The following is a 14,341-nucleotide window of genomic DNA, read 5'->3' on the forward strand; positions in this document are numbered from 1 at the left end:
CCGCAGGCTGCCGGCAGGTTACGGCGGTGACCGATCGCGTTTTTTACCGATGATGTCGCGATGAAGCGTGTCGGCATGCTGGCATAAAACGGCAAAAACATTCGCGTCCAGCGCGCCATTTATAACATCGTTTTCAATCAGCCGTAATGCCTGCTGATAGCCCATTGCCTGACGATAGGGGCGATTTTCGGTCAGCGCGGTAAAAATATCGGCGATGGCGATGATTCTGTCCGGCAGATGCAGATAATCCGCGTTCAGATGCAGCGGATAGCCGCTGCCATCGAGCTTTTCATGATGGTTGGCGGCCCAGTTAATAATCTCGCCGAGCTCGCTAAAGGCGCTGAGGAGTTCGCCGGTCATATAGCTATGTTCGCGCACCTGCAGCAGCTCCTCGGGGGCGAGCTCCCCCTGTTTTTCCAGAATATCCAGCGGGATAAATATTTTGCCAATATCGTGCAGGTAGCCGGCAGCCTCGATTTTCTTACACTCCTCGGGCGGCAGATCCATATAGCGCGCCAGCTGCCAGGAGATTTCCCCGACCATAATGCTGTGGCTGGCGGTGAAGCTGCTGTAGGTATCGACGATTTTGGCGATCAGCAGGCAGATATCCTTCAGGCCGTCGATATCGATGTACAGATCGTTAATCGGGCCGATGATCTCCAGCATCCGCTGAATATGGCCGGGATTAAGATGCAGCCAGAAGTGCTCCTTTTTCGCCAGCTGACACAGGGTCTGGCACAGCTGCGGATCCAGCTCCTGATGCAGGGCGCGGAATTTATCAATAATAATATCAGTCTGATACTCGGCGTTGGCTTCGCTGGCGGAGAGCAGGCGTTCGAAGGCGTCGGCAAAACAGACGATATGCTCGTCGAGGCTACCTTTGTAGTCCGCGCTGAGGTGGTGGTGGCGAATAATGGGCAGAATGGGCGCGAGGGTGGTCAGGCCGCTGAGCATTTCCGCCCCCCGATGCTGGTGAGGATCGTTCAGGTTATCTATCGCATTGAGCGAGGTAATCATCCGCTTGTCGCCCAGCACGCCGATGTCGTGCAGCAGCGCGGCGCAAAAGATGGTCTGCTGCTGCTGACGCGGCAGCTGCAGCGCCAGCGAGAGCTCAAGGGCGATCAGCGCCGTGCGCTGCATATGCAGGTGGAGTTCGGGATTGATTGTCTGTATGACGCGAGTGGTAAGCATCAATGCTGATTTTAAGGCGAGACGCATCGTTATTCCCTCTTCGCGATATCCACATAAAATAGGTCGATCATGTCCGTTACGGTATTGATAATTTAATGGCAAGGCGTCTGAAGCGGGACGACGAAAAATAATAAACGGTGAGCCCGGCGGCGGTTTCACCGTCTGACGCGCCCGTCCTGGGAGCATCGCTGCACCAAATTTGCGCGAAAAATGAATGAAAAAGCCTTTGTTGCCCGATAGTTAACCATTTTGCCCGTAAAAAGAAAATAAATAGTGGCAAGCCGTTTGCATTAACTCTCCGCCAGTTTGATAAATGTCTATTTTGGGGAAGAGTGAATATGAATTTTAGAGCATTACTTGCGATTGCGTTACTGACGATGAGCTCCCTGGCTGCCAGCGAAACGCGCCTGCCGCATATCGTGATCCTCGCCACCGGCGGAACCATTGCCGGGTCGGCGGCCAGCAATACCCAAACCACCGGCTATAAGGCCGGCGCGATTGGCGTCCAGACCCTGATCAACGCGGTGCCCGAAATGAGCAAGGTGGCGCGGGTGGACGGCGAGCAGGTGGCGAATATCGGCAGCGAAAATATGACCAGCGATATTATTCTCAAACTCTCTAAGCGGGTGAATGAGCTGCTGGCCAGGGATGACGTTGACGGGGTGGTGATCACCCACGGTACCGATACGCTGGATGAGACGCCTTACTTCCTCAACCTGACGGTGAAAAGCAATAAGCCGGTGGTGCTGACGGCGGCGATGCGGCCGGCAACGGCGATAAGCGCCGATGGCCCGATGAACCTGCTGGAGGCGGTAACCGTCGCCGCCGATCCCGAGGCGAAGGGGCGGGGCGTGATGGTGGTGCTGAACGACCGCATCGGCGCCGCACGCTTTGTGACCAAAACCAACGCTAACAGCCTCGATACCTTCAAGGCGCCGGAAGAGGGCTACCTGGGCGTTATCGTCGGCGGCAAGCCGCAGTTTGAAACGCGCGTCGATAAGATTCATACCCTGCGCTCGGTCTTTGACGTTCGTCAGCTGAATACGCTGCCGAAGGTGGTGATTATCTACGGCTATCAGGACGACCCGGAATATATGTACGATGCGGCGATTGCCCATCACGTTGACGGCATCGTCTACGCCGGAACCGGCGCCGGTTCGGTATCCGTGCGCAGCGCCGCTGGGATCGAAAAAGCGCAAAAAGCCGGTATCGTGGTGGTACGCGCCTCCCGCACCGGCAGCGGCGTGGTCCCGGCCGACGATAGCCAGCCTGGGCTGGTGGCCGACTCGCTGAACCCGGCAAAAGCGCGCATCCTGCTGATGACCGCCCTGACGCAAACGCGTAACCCGGAAGTGATTCAGAACTACTTCCATACTTACTGATTCTCCTGCGAGCGCAAGGTGTACACTATTTCATCACGCACATCGGGCGCCGTGAGATAGGGTCGGGGTGGATTTCAGCCTCCAGCTGGAAAACGCTGCGCAGCAGCGCGGGCCTCAGCACCTGCTCCGGCAGGCCCTGGGCCCGCACTTTCCCGCTTTCCAGCACCACCAGGTGGTCGCAGTAGCGGCTGGCCTGATTAAGATCGTGAAGGACGGTCACCACCGTCTTTCCGCACATCTGCAGCTCGCGCATCAGCTTCATCAGCTCCACCTGATGATTGATATCCAGCCAGGTTGTCGGCTCATCAAGCAGTACCAGTGGCGTCTGCTGGGTAAGGATCAGCGCCACAAACGCCCGCTGCCTCTGCCCCCCGGACAGCTCGCTCAGCGCCTGCCCGGCGAGCGGCGTCATGCCGGTACGCTCGAGCGCTTCGTCAACTATCCGCCGATCGTCGGCATTGAGGCGTCCCCACAGCGGCAGCCACGGGCTGCGGCCGTAGCTCACCAGCTCGCGTACGCTAATCCCCTCCGGAACGTGGTGCTGCTGCGGCAGCAGCGCCAGATGCCGTGCCAGTTGGCGCGGGCTAAAGCTAGGCAGGGGCCGCTCACCGAGCCATATTTTGCCGGCGGTCGGCGCCAGCAGCCGCGAGAAGCACTTCAGCAGCGTCGATTTACCGCAGCCGTTTGGCCCGAGGAGGGCGCTGATCTGTCCGCCGGGCAGGGTCAGATCCAGCCGGTCGATAATGCGCTTTGCGCCATAGCCGGCGCTCAGGTTTTCGGTTCTTAGTTCCATTCAACGTATCCTTACCAGCAGCCAGATGAACCATGGCGCGCCGATAACGGCGGTTAATACGCCCGCCGGCAGCTCCATTGGGGGATGAATCGTACGGGCCAGCAGGTCGGCCAACAGCAGCACCAGCCCGCCGGTCAGCGCCGAAACGGGCAGCAGGTAGCGATGGCTGCCGCCCGTTAAGCGGCGCACGAGGTGCGGCACCACCAGGCTAATAAACGCGATTGGGCCGCAGACGGCGACGCTCACCGAAGCGAGTGCGACCGCCAGCAGCAGGCCGCCGCGCTGAAGCTGGCGGAGATTGACGCCGAGGGTCCCGGCCCGCTCATGACCGAGCGCCAGTAAGTCCAGGCCGCGGCTGAGCAGCAGGCTTAACGGCAGCAGGAGCGCCAGAACGGGTAGGGCGATAGCGACGAATGAACCGTCCCGCGCCCACAGGCTCCCCGTCAGCCACAGCAGCGCGTTGTTGATCTCCTGGGGCCGGGAGAGCAGCAGGTAGTCGGTAAGGCTGGCCCAGCAGGCCGACAGCGCCACGCCGGTGAGCGCCAGACGCATCGGGCGGGCAAATCCGGCCAGCGCAATCAGCGCCAGCATCGCCGCCATGCCGCCGCTAAACGCCACCAGCGGCAGCCACAGCACGGACAGCGAGGGGATAAAATAGAGCGTGGCGACCGACGCCAGGCTGGCGGCGTGGTTGATGCCAAGAATATCCGGCGAGGCCAGAGGGTTGCGCACCAGGCCCTGAATCAGCACCCCGGCGACCGCCAGCGCGGCGCCGACGATCTGCGCCAGCACCACCCGCGGCAGGCGATACTGCGTCAGCGCGTAGTGGTACTCGCTGGCGCCGTTCCAGCCCTCGAACAACGCCCGCCAGGGCAGCGGAACGGCCCCCATAAGCAGGGAGATAACGTTTAACGCCAGCAGCGCCAGCAGCAGGCAGGCGATGCGCATTTTCATCCGCGCCTCCTGACCAGCCAGACAAAGCACGGCGCCCCAACCAGCGCCAGCACTGCGCCCGCCGGAAGCTCCGCGGGCCAGGCCAGGGCGCGGGCGAGAATATCCGCCAGCAGCATAAATACGCCCCCCAGCAGCACCGCCATCGGCAGCAGGACGCGGCAGTCCTGGCCCACCCATAGCCGCGCGAGGTGCGGTACAAGCAGGCCGATAAATGCCACCGGCCCCGCCACGCTGACGCAGGCGCCGGTCAGCAGCAGCACCGCCGCGTTGATTAGCAGCCGCAACCGGGAGATATTTACTCCCAGCGAGTGGGCGGTGCTATCGCCGACGTGGAGCAGGTTCAGGGCGTTCGCCAGCAGAAACACGCCGGGGATAATCAACGCCGCAAAGGGAAACAGCTGCCAGAACTCCGGCCAGCGAACGTGCGAAACGCCCCCGGCCAGCCAGTATAAAATGCCGTAGGCGCGATCTTCGGCGAGCAGCAGCGTGACGCGGGTCAGCGCCATGCACAGCGCTGACAGGGCGATCCCGGCGAGGATCAGCCGGCTGCGATCGAGCTCCTGACGCCAGCCGCCGCCGGCCGCCATCACCAACAGCCAGCAGACGCCGCCGCCGCAGGCGGCAATAAATGCCAGAGAGTAGCCCGCCAGCGGCGCCGGGCTGAAAGCGCTGGTCAGCGACATCGCCAGCGCCGCACCGCTGTTGATGCCGAGCAGGGACGGCGAGGCTAGCGGATTGTGGGTCAGAATTTGCAGCAGCGCGCCCGAAAGCGCCAGGCTGGCGCCAAGCGCGATCGCCACCAGGCTACGCGGCAGGCGCAGATTAAGCACCAGCGCCTGGGCCAGAGAGGGGTTTTTGGGGGCCAGCAGCGCCTGCAGGGCCTCCAGCGGCGCAATGGGGATCGGCGAAAAGCCAAACAGACTCAGCCACAGCAGGCCCGCCAGCCCGACCAGCGGCAGCCCCCAGATCGGCAGAGCGGAGCGGGATGATTTCATTGCTGCCCGTCGACCGCCCGATGGTGAATGATGTTAACCGCATCAGCGGCGATGCGTTCGGCGGCAAACATGCCGCGCATCCGCGCCCAGCTGTTGCTGTCCACTGCGGCCACCTGCTGCTTCTGCTGCGCCTGCAGCATCTGCCATAGCGGGTCCTGCTGCCATTTGCGCACGATGCTTTCCGTTCGATAGTGGGCCACAAACAGCCACTGCGGGTTGATGGCCAGCAGCTGCTCGAGGCCGATCGTCGCCATCGGCGCGCCGCCGATAGCCGCCGGAACCGACAGCCCCAGCGCGCTCAACACGCTGCCGGTATAGGTATCGCGCGAATGGAGGTTGAACTGCTGTTCGCGGGAGGTGCCGAAGACTACGCTGGCGCCTGCCGGCAGCTGAGCGGCGAAATCGGCCATCCGCCGGCGGTGCTGCGCGAGGCGCTGCTGCATAAGCGGGTCCTGGCCGACGACTTTGCCGATAATGGCCGCCGATTGCAGGTTTTCGGCATAGGTTTCATTGCGCGACTTTAGCAGCAGCACCGGAGCGATTTGCCGCAGGGCGGCATAAATACCGCGATGGCGGCTGCTATCGGCTACGATCAGGTCCGGGCGCAGGGCGCTAATCGCCTCCAGAGACGGCTGGGCGCGGGTGCCGACCGACCGCCACGGCTTCAGGCGCGCGCGGACCTCGGGCAGAATGCGCTCGGGGTCGTTATCGTCAGCGATGCCGACGGGGCTGAGGTCAACCGCCGCCAGCGCATCGGCGAAAGAGAGCTCCAGCACGACGATCCGCTGCGGGGTTTTATCAAGGGTAAACTGCCCCTGCAGATCCTCGACCGTCATGGCAAAAGCCGGGCCGCCGAGCGCCAGCAGCGCGGCAAAGACAAGACGTAAAATAGCCAACATACTCACTCCACAATGGCGGGACGCTTCAACCGTCCCGCCGATATCAATCAGCTCCAGCGCCGCCTCAGGTCGAGGCGGCGAACGGACAGTGTCAGAATTTCAGCGATCCCTGCAGGTACAGGGTGCGCGGCTGACCGGCGTAAATGCCTTTGTTGTTGTCGTCGTACGAGCGGGTGTAGTACTCGTGGTCGAAGATATTCTTCACCCCGACCGCGAGGTTGAGGTCGGCCATCTGCGGACCAAAGTCGTAGGCGACGCGCGCGCCCCACAGCATAAAGCCCGGGATGCGGCCGGTGCTGCCGTCGGCGCTCTCTTCGACGGTGTTGGCGTTGTCGGCAAACTGGCTGGACTGGAAATCGCTATTGAGGTTGAAGGTCCAACTGCCCGGCTTATAGTCGACGCCGAGGGTGCCTTTATGCTTCGGCGAGAAGGGGACCTGATTACCGTAGGTGTCGCCTTTTTCGCGGATTTCAGCATTAACGTACGCGTAGCTGGCGTAGACCGACAGGTTGTCGAAGCGCGGCGAGAGATCGCCGAGGTCGTAGCGTGCCTGGGTCTCCAGCCCGCTGTGGCGGGTTTTGCCGCGGGTGGTGACGGTATCGTTGGTCTGGTTGGAGTCATACTGATTATTGAAGTTAATCAGGAACAGGCCCATTTCCGCGCTCAGCGCGCCGTTGTCGTAGCGGCTGCCGATTTCCCAGGTGCGGGCCTTTTCCGGCTCCACGTTGCCGCTCTCCACAGCCTTGCCAATTTGGCTGTACTGTACGGTGCCGAACGATCCTTCGGTATTAGCATAAAGATTCCAACTGTCGGTGAGATGATAAAGCACGTTGAGCGCCGGCAGAGGGGCGTTGTAGCTGACCTGCTCGCGGCTACCCTTCAGGTTATTGTCCTGATAAGACTCAATATGTTCGAAGCGCATGCCCGGGGTGATCGTCCAGTTGCCGATATCCACCCGGTCGTCGATATACCAGGCGTGCGCTTCGGTACCGGAACGGGTATCGCGATCGTAAGGGCTGGCGGTGCTCGGCAGCTCGCCGCTGGCGGTGGTGGTGTAGTAGCGCATCTCATGGGTGGATTCGTTCACGTAGCGATAGCCGACGCCCACTTCGTGCGCGGTAGCGCCGAGCGTAAAGCTCTGGCTGTAGCGCGGCTCAATTCCGCGCACCCAGTATTCGCGCGGCGAGAGCGTAATGCGCTTGCCCTGCTCAAGGTAGCTGCTGCGCAGCGTATGGGTGTAGAAGCCCTGAATATTGAACTTGTGCATGGCGTCCGGCTGAAACTGATAGCCGAGGCTGGCGAGCTGGCGGCGTCCCCAGAAGCGGTCGTACGGGCGGGTAGACTGCCAGCGGTCGGCATCATAATCGGCGCGGGAGAGCCCGCCGGGCATGTCGGCCTCGCCGTCATAATATTGCAGCAGGCTGTTAAAGGTATGCACCTCGTTGGGCGCATATTTACTTTTTAGCATCACGTCGTCAATGCGGGTAGCGCTATGCTCGCGCCAGTCGCTGCCGCGGGTGCCGGAATAGAGCAGCGCGGAGCCAAAGCCGTTATCCGCCGTGCCGCCAATCATCAGGTTGTGGGTCTCTTTGGGGTTGTTCTGCGAGGAGGTTGGGCTCAGCTGGCCCTCGACGCCGCCCGCAATGCCAAAATCCTGCGGAATAGCGCGGGTGACGAAGTTAACGACGCCGCCCACGTTCTGCGGTCCGTAGCGCACGGCGCCCGCGCCGCGAACAACGTCCACGGCATCCATATTGCCCAGCGATACCGGCGCCAGCGACAGCTGGGGCTGGCCGTAGGGGGCGAAGGGCACCGGGATGCCGTCCATCAGCACCGTCGAGCGGCTGGCCAGCCGAGGGTTGAGGCCGCGGATGCCAAAGTTCATCGCCAGGTCGTGACTACCGGTCCCGGTATTCTCCGGGGCGTTGACTCCCGGAATGCGGTTCAGCACCTCGCGCATGGTGGTGGCGCCAGTTTTGGCAAACTCCGCGCGGCGAATAACGTCGCGGGCGCCGGCGTGCTCAAACACGTCGTTTTCGCGCGCGTCGCCGAGCCAGTCGCCGACAACCGTCAGCGTCGCTTCGTTGTCAACGGGGGCGGGTTCCAGCGTCCAGGCGTTATTGCCCAGCGCTTTGAGCCGCAGGCCGCTGCCGTCGAGCAGCGTCTGCAGGCCATCCTCAACGTCGTAGCTGCCGTGCAGGCCGTCGCTGTGCTTGCCCCGGGTCAGGCTGGCATCGGCTGCGAGGGTGATGCCGCTGCGGGCGGCGTACTGATTGAGCGCGGTATCTAAATCTCCGGCGGCAATATCAAACTGCGCGGCGGCAAAGGCCGGCGCGGCGGCGAGCGCTATCAGCGGCAGCAGGCTTAAGCGGATTGCCATCACCAGAGGCATTGGTTTGCGTAGAACGCGTAAAGGCGTCATCTGTTCTCCACGATTGTTTTGGTTGTTTTCACCTGTTAAGTCGAACGAGCAGGGGAAAAGGGACAATGGAGAATGAGAATTTTTTGTATTTTTTTCTCAGGCGGGTACGACGGTGACCCAGTAGCGGGTGGCAAACTGCAGTTTTACCGGCAGCGTTTGCGTAATAATCTGCAAAATCTGCCCGGTATCGCTCAGCGGAAAGGCGCCGCTGAGGCGTAAATCGGCAACGCGGGGGTCGCAGCGCAGAATGCCGGGACGATAGCGGGAGAGCGTGGCGATAACCTCGCCCAGCGGACGGTCGCGAAAGCTGAGCACGCCCTGGGTCCAGCTATCTTCCCCGGCGCTCAGCGTCCGTATTGGCGAGAAGGCCCCGGCGCTGAAGCGCAGGCTTTCTCCGGCCTCGACCCGCTGAATCTGGCCGTGCGCTAAGCGCACCTCAACGGCGTGCTGCTGCACCGCCAGGCGGGTTTCATCGGCAAACTGGCGCACGGTAAACTCGGTGCCCAGCGCGGTGAGGTTCCCGTCGCGGGTCTGCACGAGAAACGGCCGCTGGCTCTCGTCGCGGGCGGTGCGGATGGCAATTTCGCCGTAGCGCAGGCGCACCAGGCGCTGGCGCGCGTCGAAATAGACGTCGGCGGCGCTGTCGGTGTTGAGGGTCAGAATCGAGCCGTCCGCCAGCGGCTGGCGACGCGTCATCCCCTTGGCGGTGCGGTAGTCGGCACGAAGTCCCTCCGCCAGCTCGCTGTCCCACAGCCGCCAGCTTCCGCCGGCGATGGCCAGCAGCATCAATCCTTTCAGCACCTGACGGCGTGCGGCCCGACCATCGTTGAGCGCCCGGCTGGCGAGCGCGCCCGGAAGATGGCCCATCTGCTGACGCAGGTTTTCGACCTGCTGCCAGGCCCACTGGTGATCGTGGTCCTGCTCGTACCACTGTTGCCAGCGGGCTTCCTGCTGCGGACTGGGGCGGCCGTCGCTGAGTAGGGCATACCAGTGGGAGGCCGAGCGCAGGGCCTGGCGACGGGAGTCGGTAAGCTTTGGGCTCACAGACCGTTCTCCAGGCGAAAAATCAGGCAGTGCTCGGTCGCTTTGGCAACATATTTTTTCACCGAGCTGACGGAGACCGTCAGGCGTACGGCGATCTCGGCGTAGGTCAGGCCTTCCAGCTGCGAGAGCAAAAACGCCTCCCGCGCCTTCTGGCTCAGGCCATCCAGCATCGCGTCGATCTGCTGCAGCGTCTCCAGCTGAATTTGCTGCAGCTCGGCGGAGGGCGCCAGCGCCTCCGGAAGCTGGGCGATCATCTCCAGCCAGGCGCGCTCCAGCGCATTGCGGCGAAACAGGTCGATCATTACCCGCTTCGCGATGGTGCACAGAAAGGATTTCGGATCGCGGATGGTTGTTAAGGGTTCACCGCCCATCACCCGCATAAAGGTGTCCTGGGCGACGTCATCGGCGTCGAAAGAGGATTGCAGCCTGCCGGTCAGCCAATTTTTCAGCCAGCCGTGATGGGCGTGATACAGCGAAGCAAGCGTCAGCGGTGCGGCGGTGGCGGAGAGTGAGGACATGGCCGGATTCAGGAAAAATGGAACGATGGCGCATATGTTAATATGAGAATGGTTCTCATTACAATTAAAACGCAGCGCTAAGCGCGCCTCCAGGCCGGATTATCACCTTAAGTAATTGTTACCCATTACAATTGATTTTATCTCCTCCTGGCGCCCGGCGGCGGCTTCTCACTGGTCAAATGCAAATAAAAGTCATTATCAATATTCCCTCACCAAAAATAATACTGTATTTATAATGCATCTTATGGAGCGTGAGGTTCTGCAGATGAATGCGAGTGAAAAGGCCGGACACACATTTTTAGCCAGCCTGGGGAAAACCCGGCTGCGGCCCGGTGGCGTAGAGGCGACGGAATGGCTGTTCCGCCAGGCCGATTTGTCCTCGGACAGTACGGTACTGGAGGTGGCCTGCAATATGGGGACCACCTCAATAGAGCTGGCGAAACGATTTGGCTGTCGGGTGTACGCCATCGATATGGATAAAGACGCGCTGGCGAAGGCCCGGCAAAATACCGTTCTTGAGGGCGTGGATAATAAGGTTCTGGTGATGGAGGCTAACGCCACGAGCCTGCCGTTTCCCGACGCCACCTTTGACGCGGTGATTAATGAGGCGATGCTGACCATGTATGCCGATAAAGCCAAAGCAAAGCTGGTGGCGGAATATTATCGCGTGCTCAAGCCCGGCGGCCGCCTGCTGACCCACGACATTATGTACACCCGGCAGGCGCTGGGGGAGGGAGATCGCATGGCGCTGCAGGGAGTGGTCAAATCTCACGTCAGCCCGATGAGCCAGGCGCGCTGGCAGTCTCTCTTCGAAGAGGCGGGGTTTGACTCCGTGCGCTGCCACGCGGGACCGATGTCGCTGATGTCGGCGCGGGGGTTGATAAAAGACGAAGGTTTGCGCCAGGCCCTGAGGATCATCTGTAATGGCCTGCTTAAGCGGGAGAATCGTCCGCGCTTTCTGGCGATGATGCGCTTTTTTCGGCATCAGCGGCGGCAGCTTAATTTTATTGCCTGCTGTTCGGCTAAAGGCCGTACTGTACAAAAATAATGCACAATAAACGTTCGAAATAAAAACAACTCTCTATATCTGTCATTATTTGTCAGGAAGATAAAATAAGCTGAGTCTTATTTTTCGCTTCCCCGCCGGCGGTAAATTTTTGGCCGAATATGCGCGCAAGGCCTTATTCTTCCCGCTGTCGCCGGCGATGCCACGGTTGATTCCGCGCCGCCTCGTTCTGCGTCATTATTAAGCCGCGCCTGAGGGCGGCTGAAGGCACGGACCGCGCCGGATCGTCGGGCTTTTGCCGATCGACGGCGATGTCGGCAACGGCGGCGGAAAAGGGCGTTTCAGCAGGCGCAAGTTTGGCGCTTGTATAAATGAATAGCATGAAAATGATTTTACAGATGAATATTCTTAATTAATTATTGATTTTTAATTTACATTTTGTAACAAGTGTGCTGGCATTATGTTTTTTTATCCTCAGCGTTCATTTTTACTTGCCCGAGTGAATTTAGGCAGATTACTATTGTCGTACTTGCTATATGTACCGCCTAACGACTGATGAAGGGAATCGTTTTTTCCTTAAGCGTTACCTCATTTAGGATGTTTACAGGAAAAATGATGCCTTCCGCTTTTGATAAGAGTCTTTTGCATCCCCGCAATTGGGGAACCTGGTTTGGCCTGGCCATTCTTTGGTCGCTCGTGCAATTACCCTATCCGCTCCTTCACCGCATCGGCACCCGCGCCGGTAAGCTGTCGCGACGCTTCCTTAAGCGCCGGGAGCAGATTGCCAGAAGAAACCTTGAGCTCTGTTTCCCCGAGATGTCTGCTGAAGCGAGAGAAAAGCTGATCGAGCAGAACTTTATGTCGCTGGGAATGGGGTTAATTGAAACCGGCATGGCGTGGTTCTGGAGCGACGAGCGCGTCAGGAAATGGTTTGATGTCGAAGGTCTCGACAATCTCGAAAAGGCGATGAGCGCGGGTAAAGGCGTCATGGCGGTCGGCGTGCACTTTATCTCTCTTGAGCTCGGCGGCCGTACGATGGGCATCTGCCGACCGATGATGGCAACCTACCGCCCGCACAACAGCCCGCTGATGGAGTGGGTGCAAACCCGCGGACGCCTGCGTTCGAACAAAGCGATGATCGATCGCCGCAATTTATCCGGCCTGGTGCACGCCCTGAAAGCCGGTGAGGCGGTGTGGTTTGCGCCCGATCAGGATTACGGCCCCAAAGGCAGCGTCTTTGCCCCGTTCTTCTCCGTGCCCCAGGCCGCAACGACCAACGGCACCTACGTTCTGTCGCGCCTCTCGGGTGCCAAAATGCTGACCATCAGCATGGTGCGTAAAGCGAACGGCAAAGGCTACACCTTATATATCGGCGACACGCTGGACGATTATCCTGTTGAAGATAAGCAGGAAGCGGCCACCTACATCAACAGGGTTATCGAAAGAGAGATCCTGCGCGCGCCTGAACAATATCTGTGGGTTCACCGACGCTTCAAAACGCGTCCGCTGGGCGAAGCCTCTCTGTACTAAGCCACCAGGCAGAGTAAGCTCTTTCAAAATCACGTTAGTTGCGTTAACGTGAGCGCGATCATATTTCTTGTTGAACGCGAAGGAGTGCAGTGTGTTCGCTGAGTTTGGTGTTTTGAACTATTTGACCTACCTGGTCGGGGCTATTTTTATCATCCTGGTGCCCGGCCCAAATACCTTTTTTGTCCTCAAAACCGGCATCGCGCACGGCATCAGGAAAGGCTATCTGGCGGCGGCTGGCGTGTTTATCGGCGACGCGGTGCTGATGCTGCTGGCCTTTGCCGGCGTCGCGACGCTGATCAAGACGACGCCGGTACTGTTCAATATCGTGCGCTATCTCGGGGCCATCTATCTGCTGTGGCTGGGTGGCAAAATGCTCTACGCGGTGCTGACGCAGCGGGAAGGGCATAGCGATACCGACGCCGAGCCGGCGAGTGCGATCCTCAAGCGTTCGCTGACCCTCAGCCTCACCAACCCTAAAGCTATCCTGTTTTACGTCTCCTTCTTCGTCCAGTTTATCGACGTCAGCGCGAAGACGCCGGGCCTGGCCTTCTTTATTCTGGCGCTGACCCTGGAAGTGATTAGCTTCATGTACATGAGCTTCTTAATTGTTTCCGGCTCTTTCGTGACGCGCTACGTTAAAACGAAGAAGAAGCTCGCCAAAATTGGCAACAGCCTGATAGGCCTGGTCTTTGTCGGCTTTGCCGCGCGCCTGGCGACGCTGCAGTCGTAGCCGTCCGGCCGGTGGCGTGGTGCCGGCCCGCAGCGATAATCTCTGGATTGTAACAAAAGCCCTTCAATTTTAATTGCATTGGTGTTACATATACAGCCGATTATCGGTCAGATAAAAGGGAACCCGGATGATTCTGCATAAACTCATCAGCAATAAAAACAGTAAGAAATTTTTCTTGTCGATAGCGGTGGTGTTTGCCATCGCGCTTGCCGTGGTTGGACGCGCGACGTTTGGCGGCGTGGTGAGCGAGTACAATATGCCGTACTCCGAATGGACAACCTCGATGTTCTTCCTGCAAGGGGCGATGGTGACGGTCTACAGCATCGTATTTACGCTGCTTTTTTCTATTCCGCTGGGCTTCGTCTTCTTAGGTTCTGACCGCCAGGACTAAATGAAACAAGGCGAACCCATGTTCGCCTTGATCCGCCTTTTTTCACCAGCCTCTGCCGTCGTAATGATGGTGGTGGTGTCTGTGATGATAGCCATCATCAACAATGCATCCCGATAACAGCGTGCATAGCGCGAGCATCAACGACAACACGATCGGTTTTTTCATTTCTCACTTCTCCGTTAGTCCGCCGTCCGCCCGCGACTGGCGACGGGTTCGGCTGGTGAAGTGAGTGTATCGCGTTAAGTTATTGAGTGGATAAGACAACTCTGCAATTCAGGCGCGGCGGTAAAGGGCGGTTACCACCAGCCAAACTGCACGCCGGCCAGCGCAATAACGGCGATAACAAGCATCAAAATGGTGCTTTTTTTCACGAAGCACCGCCCGGTGCCGCGTATCCGCCAACAAAAAACCAGCCAAGAAAAATGACGGCGATAATAAAAATTACTACCGGGAAAAGAATACCCAATTTCATTGTGTTGTCCCTGA

The 14,341-nt window shown here is 59.6% G+C and carries 15 protein-coding genes; 5 read left to right on the forward strand and 10 right to left on the reverse strand.

The window, feature by feature from the left end:
• Nucleotides 1-18 precede the first annotated feature (18 nt).
• A complete protein-coding gene (locus tag RTE01_RS04265; RefSeq protein ID WP_141334722.1) occupies nucleotides 19-1,218 on the reverse strand; it encodes an HD domain-containing phosphohydrolase in 1,200 nt (399 codons plus the stop codon).
• A 311-nt stretch (nucleotides 1,219-1,529) separates the two neighbouring features.
• Between RTE01_RS04265 and fraE the strand changes: the two genes are divergently transcribed.
• Complete coding sequence (fraE, locus tag RTE01_RS04270; RefSeq protein ID WP_076945267.1) at nucleotides 1,530-2,573, forward strand: fructose-asparagine asparaginase; 1,044 nt, start codon at nucleotides 1,530-1,532, stop codon at nucleotides 2,571-2,573.
• A gap of 25 nt (nucleotides 2,574-2,598) precedes the next feature.
• On the opposite strand, the gene fecE is transcribed toward fraE, so the two are convergent.
• The 7 genes from fecE to fecI form a co-directional block, all read right to left on the reverse strand.
• The gene (gene fecE, locus RTE01_RS04275; protein WP_041145035.1) at nucleotides 2,599-3,366 is read right to left on the reverse strand and encodes a Fe(3+) dicitrate ABC transporter ATP-binding protein FecE; all 768 of its coding nucleotides are present in this window, start codon (nucleotides 3,364-3,366) and stop codon (nucleotides 2,599-2,601) included.
• Nucleotides 3,367-4,314, reverse strand: coding sequence for a Fe(3+) dicitrate ABC transporter permease subunit FecD (gene fecD, locus RTE01_RS04280; protein WP_227699916.1), 948 nt, complete (start codon nucleotides 4,312-4,314; stop codon nucleotides 3,367-3,369).
• A gap of 2 nt (nucleotides 4,315-4,316) precedes the next feature.
• Nucleotides 4,317-5,315, reverse strand: a complete 999-nt coding sequence (gene fecC / locus RTE01_RS04285) for an iron-dicitrate ABC transporter permease FecC (RefSeq protein WP_134525596.1) — start codon at nucleotides 5,313-5,315, stop codon at nucleotides 4,317-4,319.
• Nucleotides 5,312-6,214, reverse strand: coding sequence for a Fe(3+) dicitrate ABC transporter substrate-binding protein (locus tag RTE01_RS04290; protein ID WP_134525598.1), 903 nt, complete (start codon nucleotides 6,212-6,214; stop codon nucleotides 5,312-5,314). Before RTE01_RS04290 ends, fecC begins: the two co-directional genes overlap by 4 nt.
• A 91-nt stretch (nucleotides 6,215-6,305) precedes the next feature.
• A complete protein-coding gene (fecA, locus tag RTE01_RS04295; RefSeq protein ID WP_134525600.1) occupies nucleotides 6,306-8,636 on the reverse strand; it encodes a TonB-dependent Fe(3+) dicitrate receptor FecA in 2,331 nt (776 codons plus the stop codon).
• Between the two features lie 96 nt (nucleotides 8,637-8,732).
• Nucleotides 8,733-9,680: a ferric citrate uptake sigma factor regulator FecR gene (gene fecR, locus RTE01_RS04300; protein WP_115193114.1), complete on the reverse strand. Its 948-nt coding sequence runs from the start codon at nucleotides 9,678-9,680 to the stop codon at nucleotides 8,733-8,735.
• On the reverse strand, nucleotides 9,677-10,198 hold the full coding sequence (fecI, locus tag RTE01_RS04305) for a ferric citrate uptake sigma factor FecI (RefSeq protein WP_134525602.1): 522 nt from the start codon (nucleotides 10,196-10,198) through the stop codon (nucleotides 9,677-9,679). Before fecI ends, fecR begins: the two co-directional genes overlap by 4 nt.
• Nucleotides 10,199-10,463: 265 nt before the next feature.
• Here fecI and RTE01_RS04310 point away from each other — a divergent pair, with 265 nt between their 5' ends.
• The 4 genes from RTE01_RS04310 (at nucleotide 10,464) to RTE01_RS04325 (ending at nucleotide 13,855) form a co-directional block, all read left to right on the forward strand.
• Nucleotides 10,464-11,246 carry a class I SAM-dependent methyltransferase gene (locus RTE01_RS04310; RefSeq protein ID WP_134525604.1) on the forward strand — a complete coding sequence of 261 codons (783 nt, stop codon included), beginning with the start codon at nucleotides 10,464-10,466 and terminating at the stop codon, nucleotides 11,244-11,246.
• A gap of 573 nt (nucleotides 11,247-11,819) precedes the next feature.
• Nucleotides 11,820-12,734 carry a kdo(2)-lipid IV(A) palmitoleoyltransferase gene (lpxP, locus tag RTE01_RS04315; RefSeq protein ID WP_123551251.1) on the forward strand — a complete coding sequence of 305 codons (915 nt, stop codon included), beginning with the start codon at nucleotides 11,820-11,822 and terminating at the stop codon, nucleotides 12,732-12,734.
• Between the two features lie 91 nt (nucleotides 12,735-12,825).
• A complete protein-coding gene (gene leuE / locus RTE01_RS04320; protein WP_041145044.1) occupies nucleotides 12,826-13,464 on the forward strand; it encodes a leucine efflux protein LeuE in 639 nt (212 codons plus the stop codon).
• Between the two features lie 127 nt (nucleotides 13,465-13,591).
• Nucleotides 13,592-13,855 (forward strand): DUF2534 family protein, encoded by a 264-nt coding sequence (locus tag RTE01_RS04325; RefSeq protein ID WP_041145045.1) that lies wholly within the window; start codon nucleotides 13,592-13,594, stop codon nucleotides 13,853-13,855.
• A gap of 42 nt (nucleotides 13,856-13,897) precedes the next feature.
• Here RTE01_RS04325 and RTE01_RS04330 read toward each other — a convergent pair whose 3' ends face one another.
• Nucleotides 13,898-14,020 carry a hypothetical protein gene (locus tag RTE01_RS04330; protein ID WP_115193110.1) on the reverse strand — a complete coding sequence of 41 codons (123 nt, stop codon included), beginning with the start codon at nucleotides 14,018-14,020 and terminating at the stop codon, nucleotides 13,898-13,900.
• A gap of 202 nt (nucleotides 14,021-14,222) precedes the next feature.
• Nucleotides 14,223-14,327 carry a YoaK family small membrane protein gene (locus RTE01_RS04335; protein WP_041145046.1) on the reverse strand — a complete coding sequence of 35 codons (105 nt, stop codon included), beginning with the start codon at nucleotides 14,325-14,327 and terminating at the stop codon, nucleotides 14,223-14,225.
• Nucleotides 14,328-14,341 lie beyond the last annotated feature (14 nt).

Source organism: Klebsiella terrigena (assembly GCF_006539725.1).
Lineage (GTDB): Bacteria > Pseudomonadota > Gammaproteobacteria > Enterobacterales > Enterobacteriaceae > Klebsiella > Klebsiella terrigena.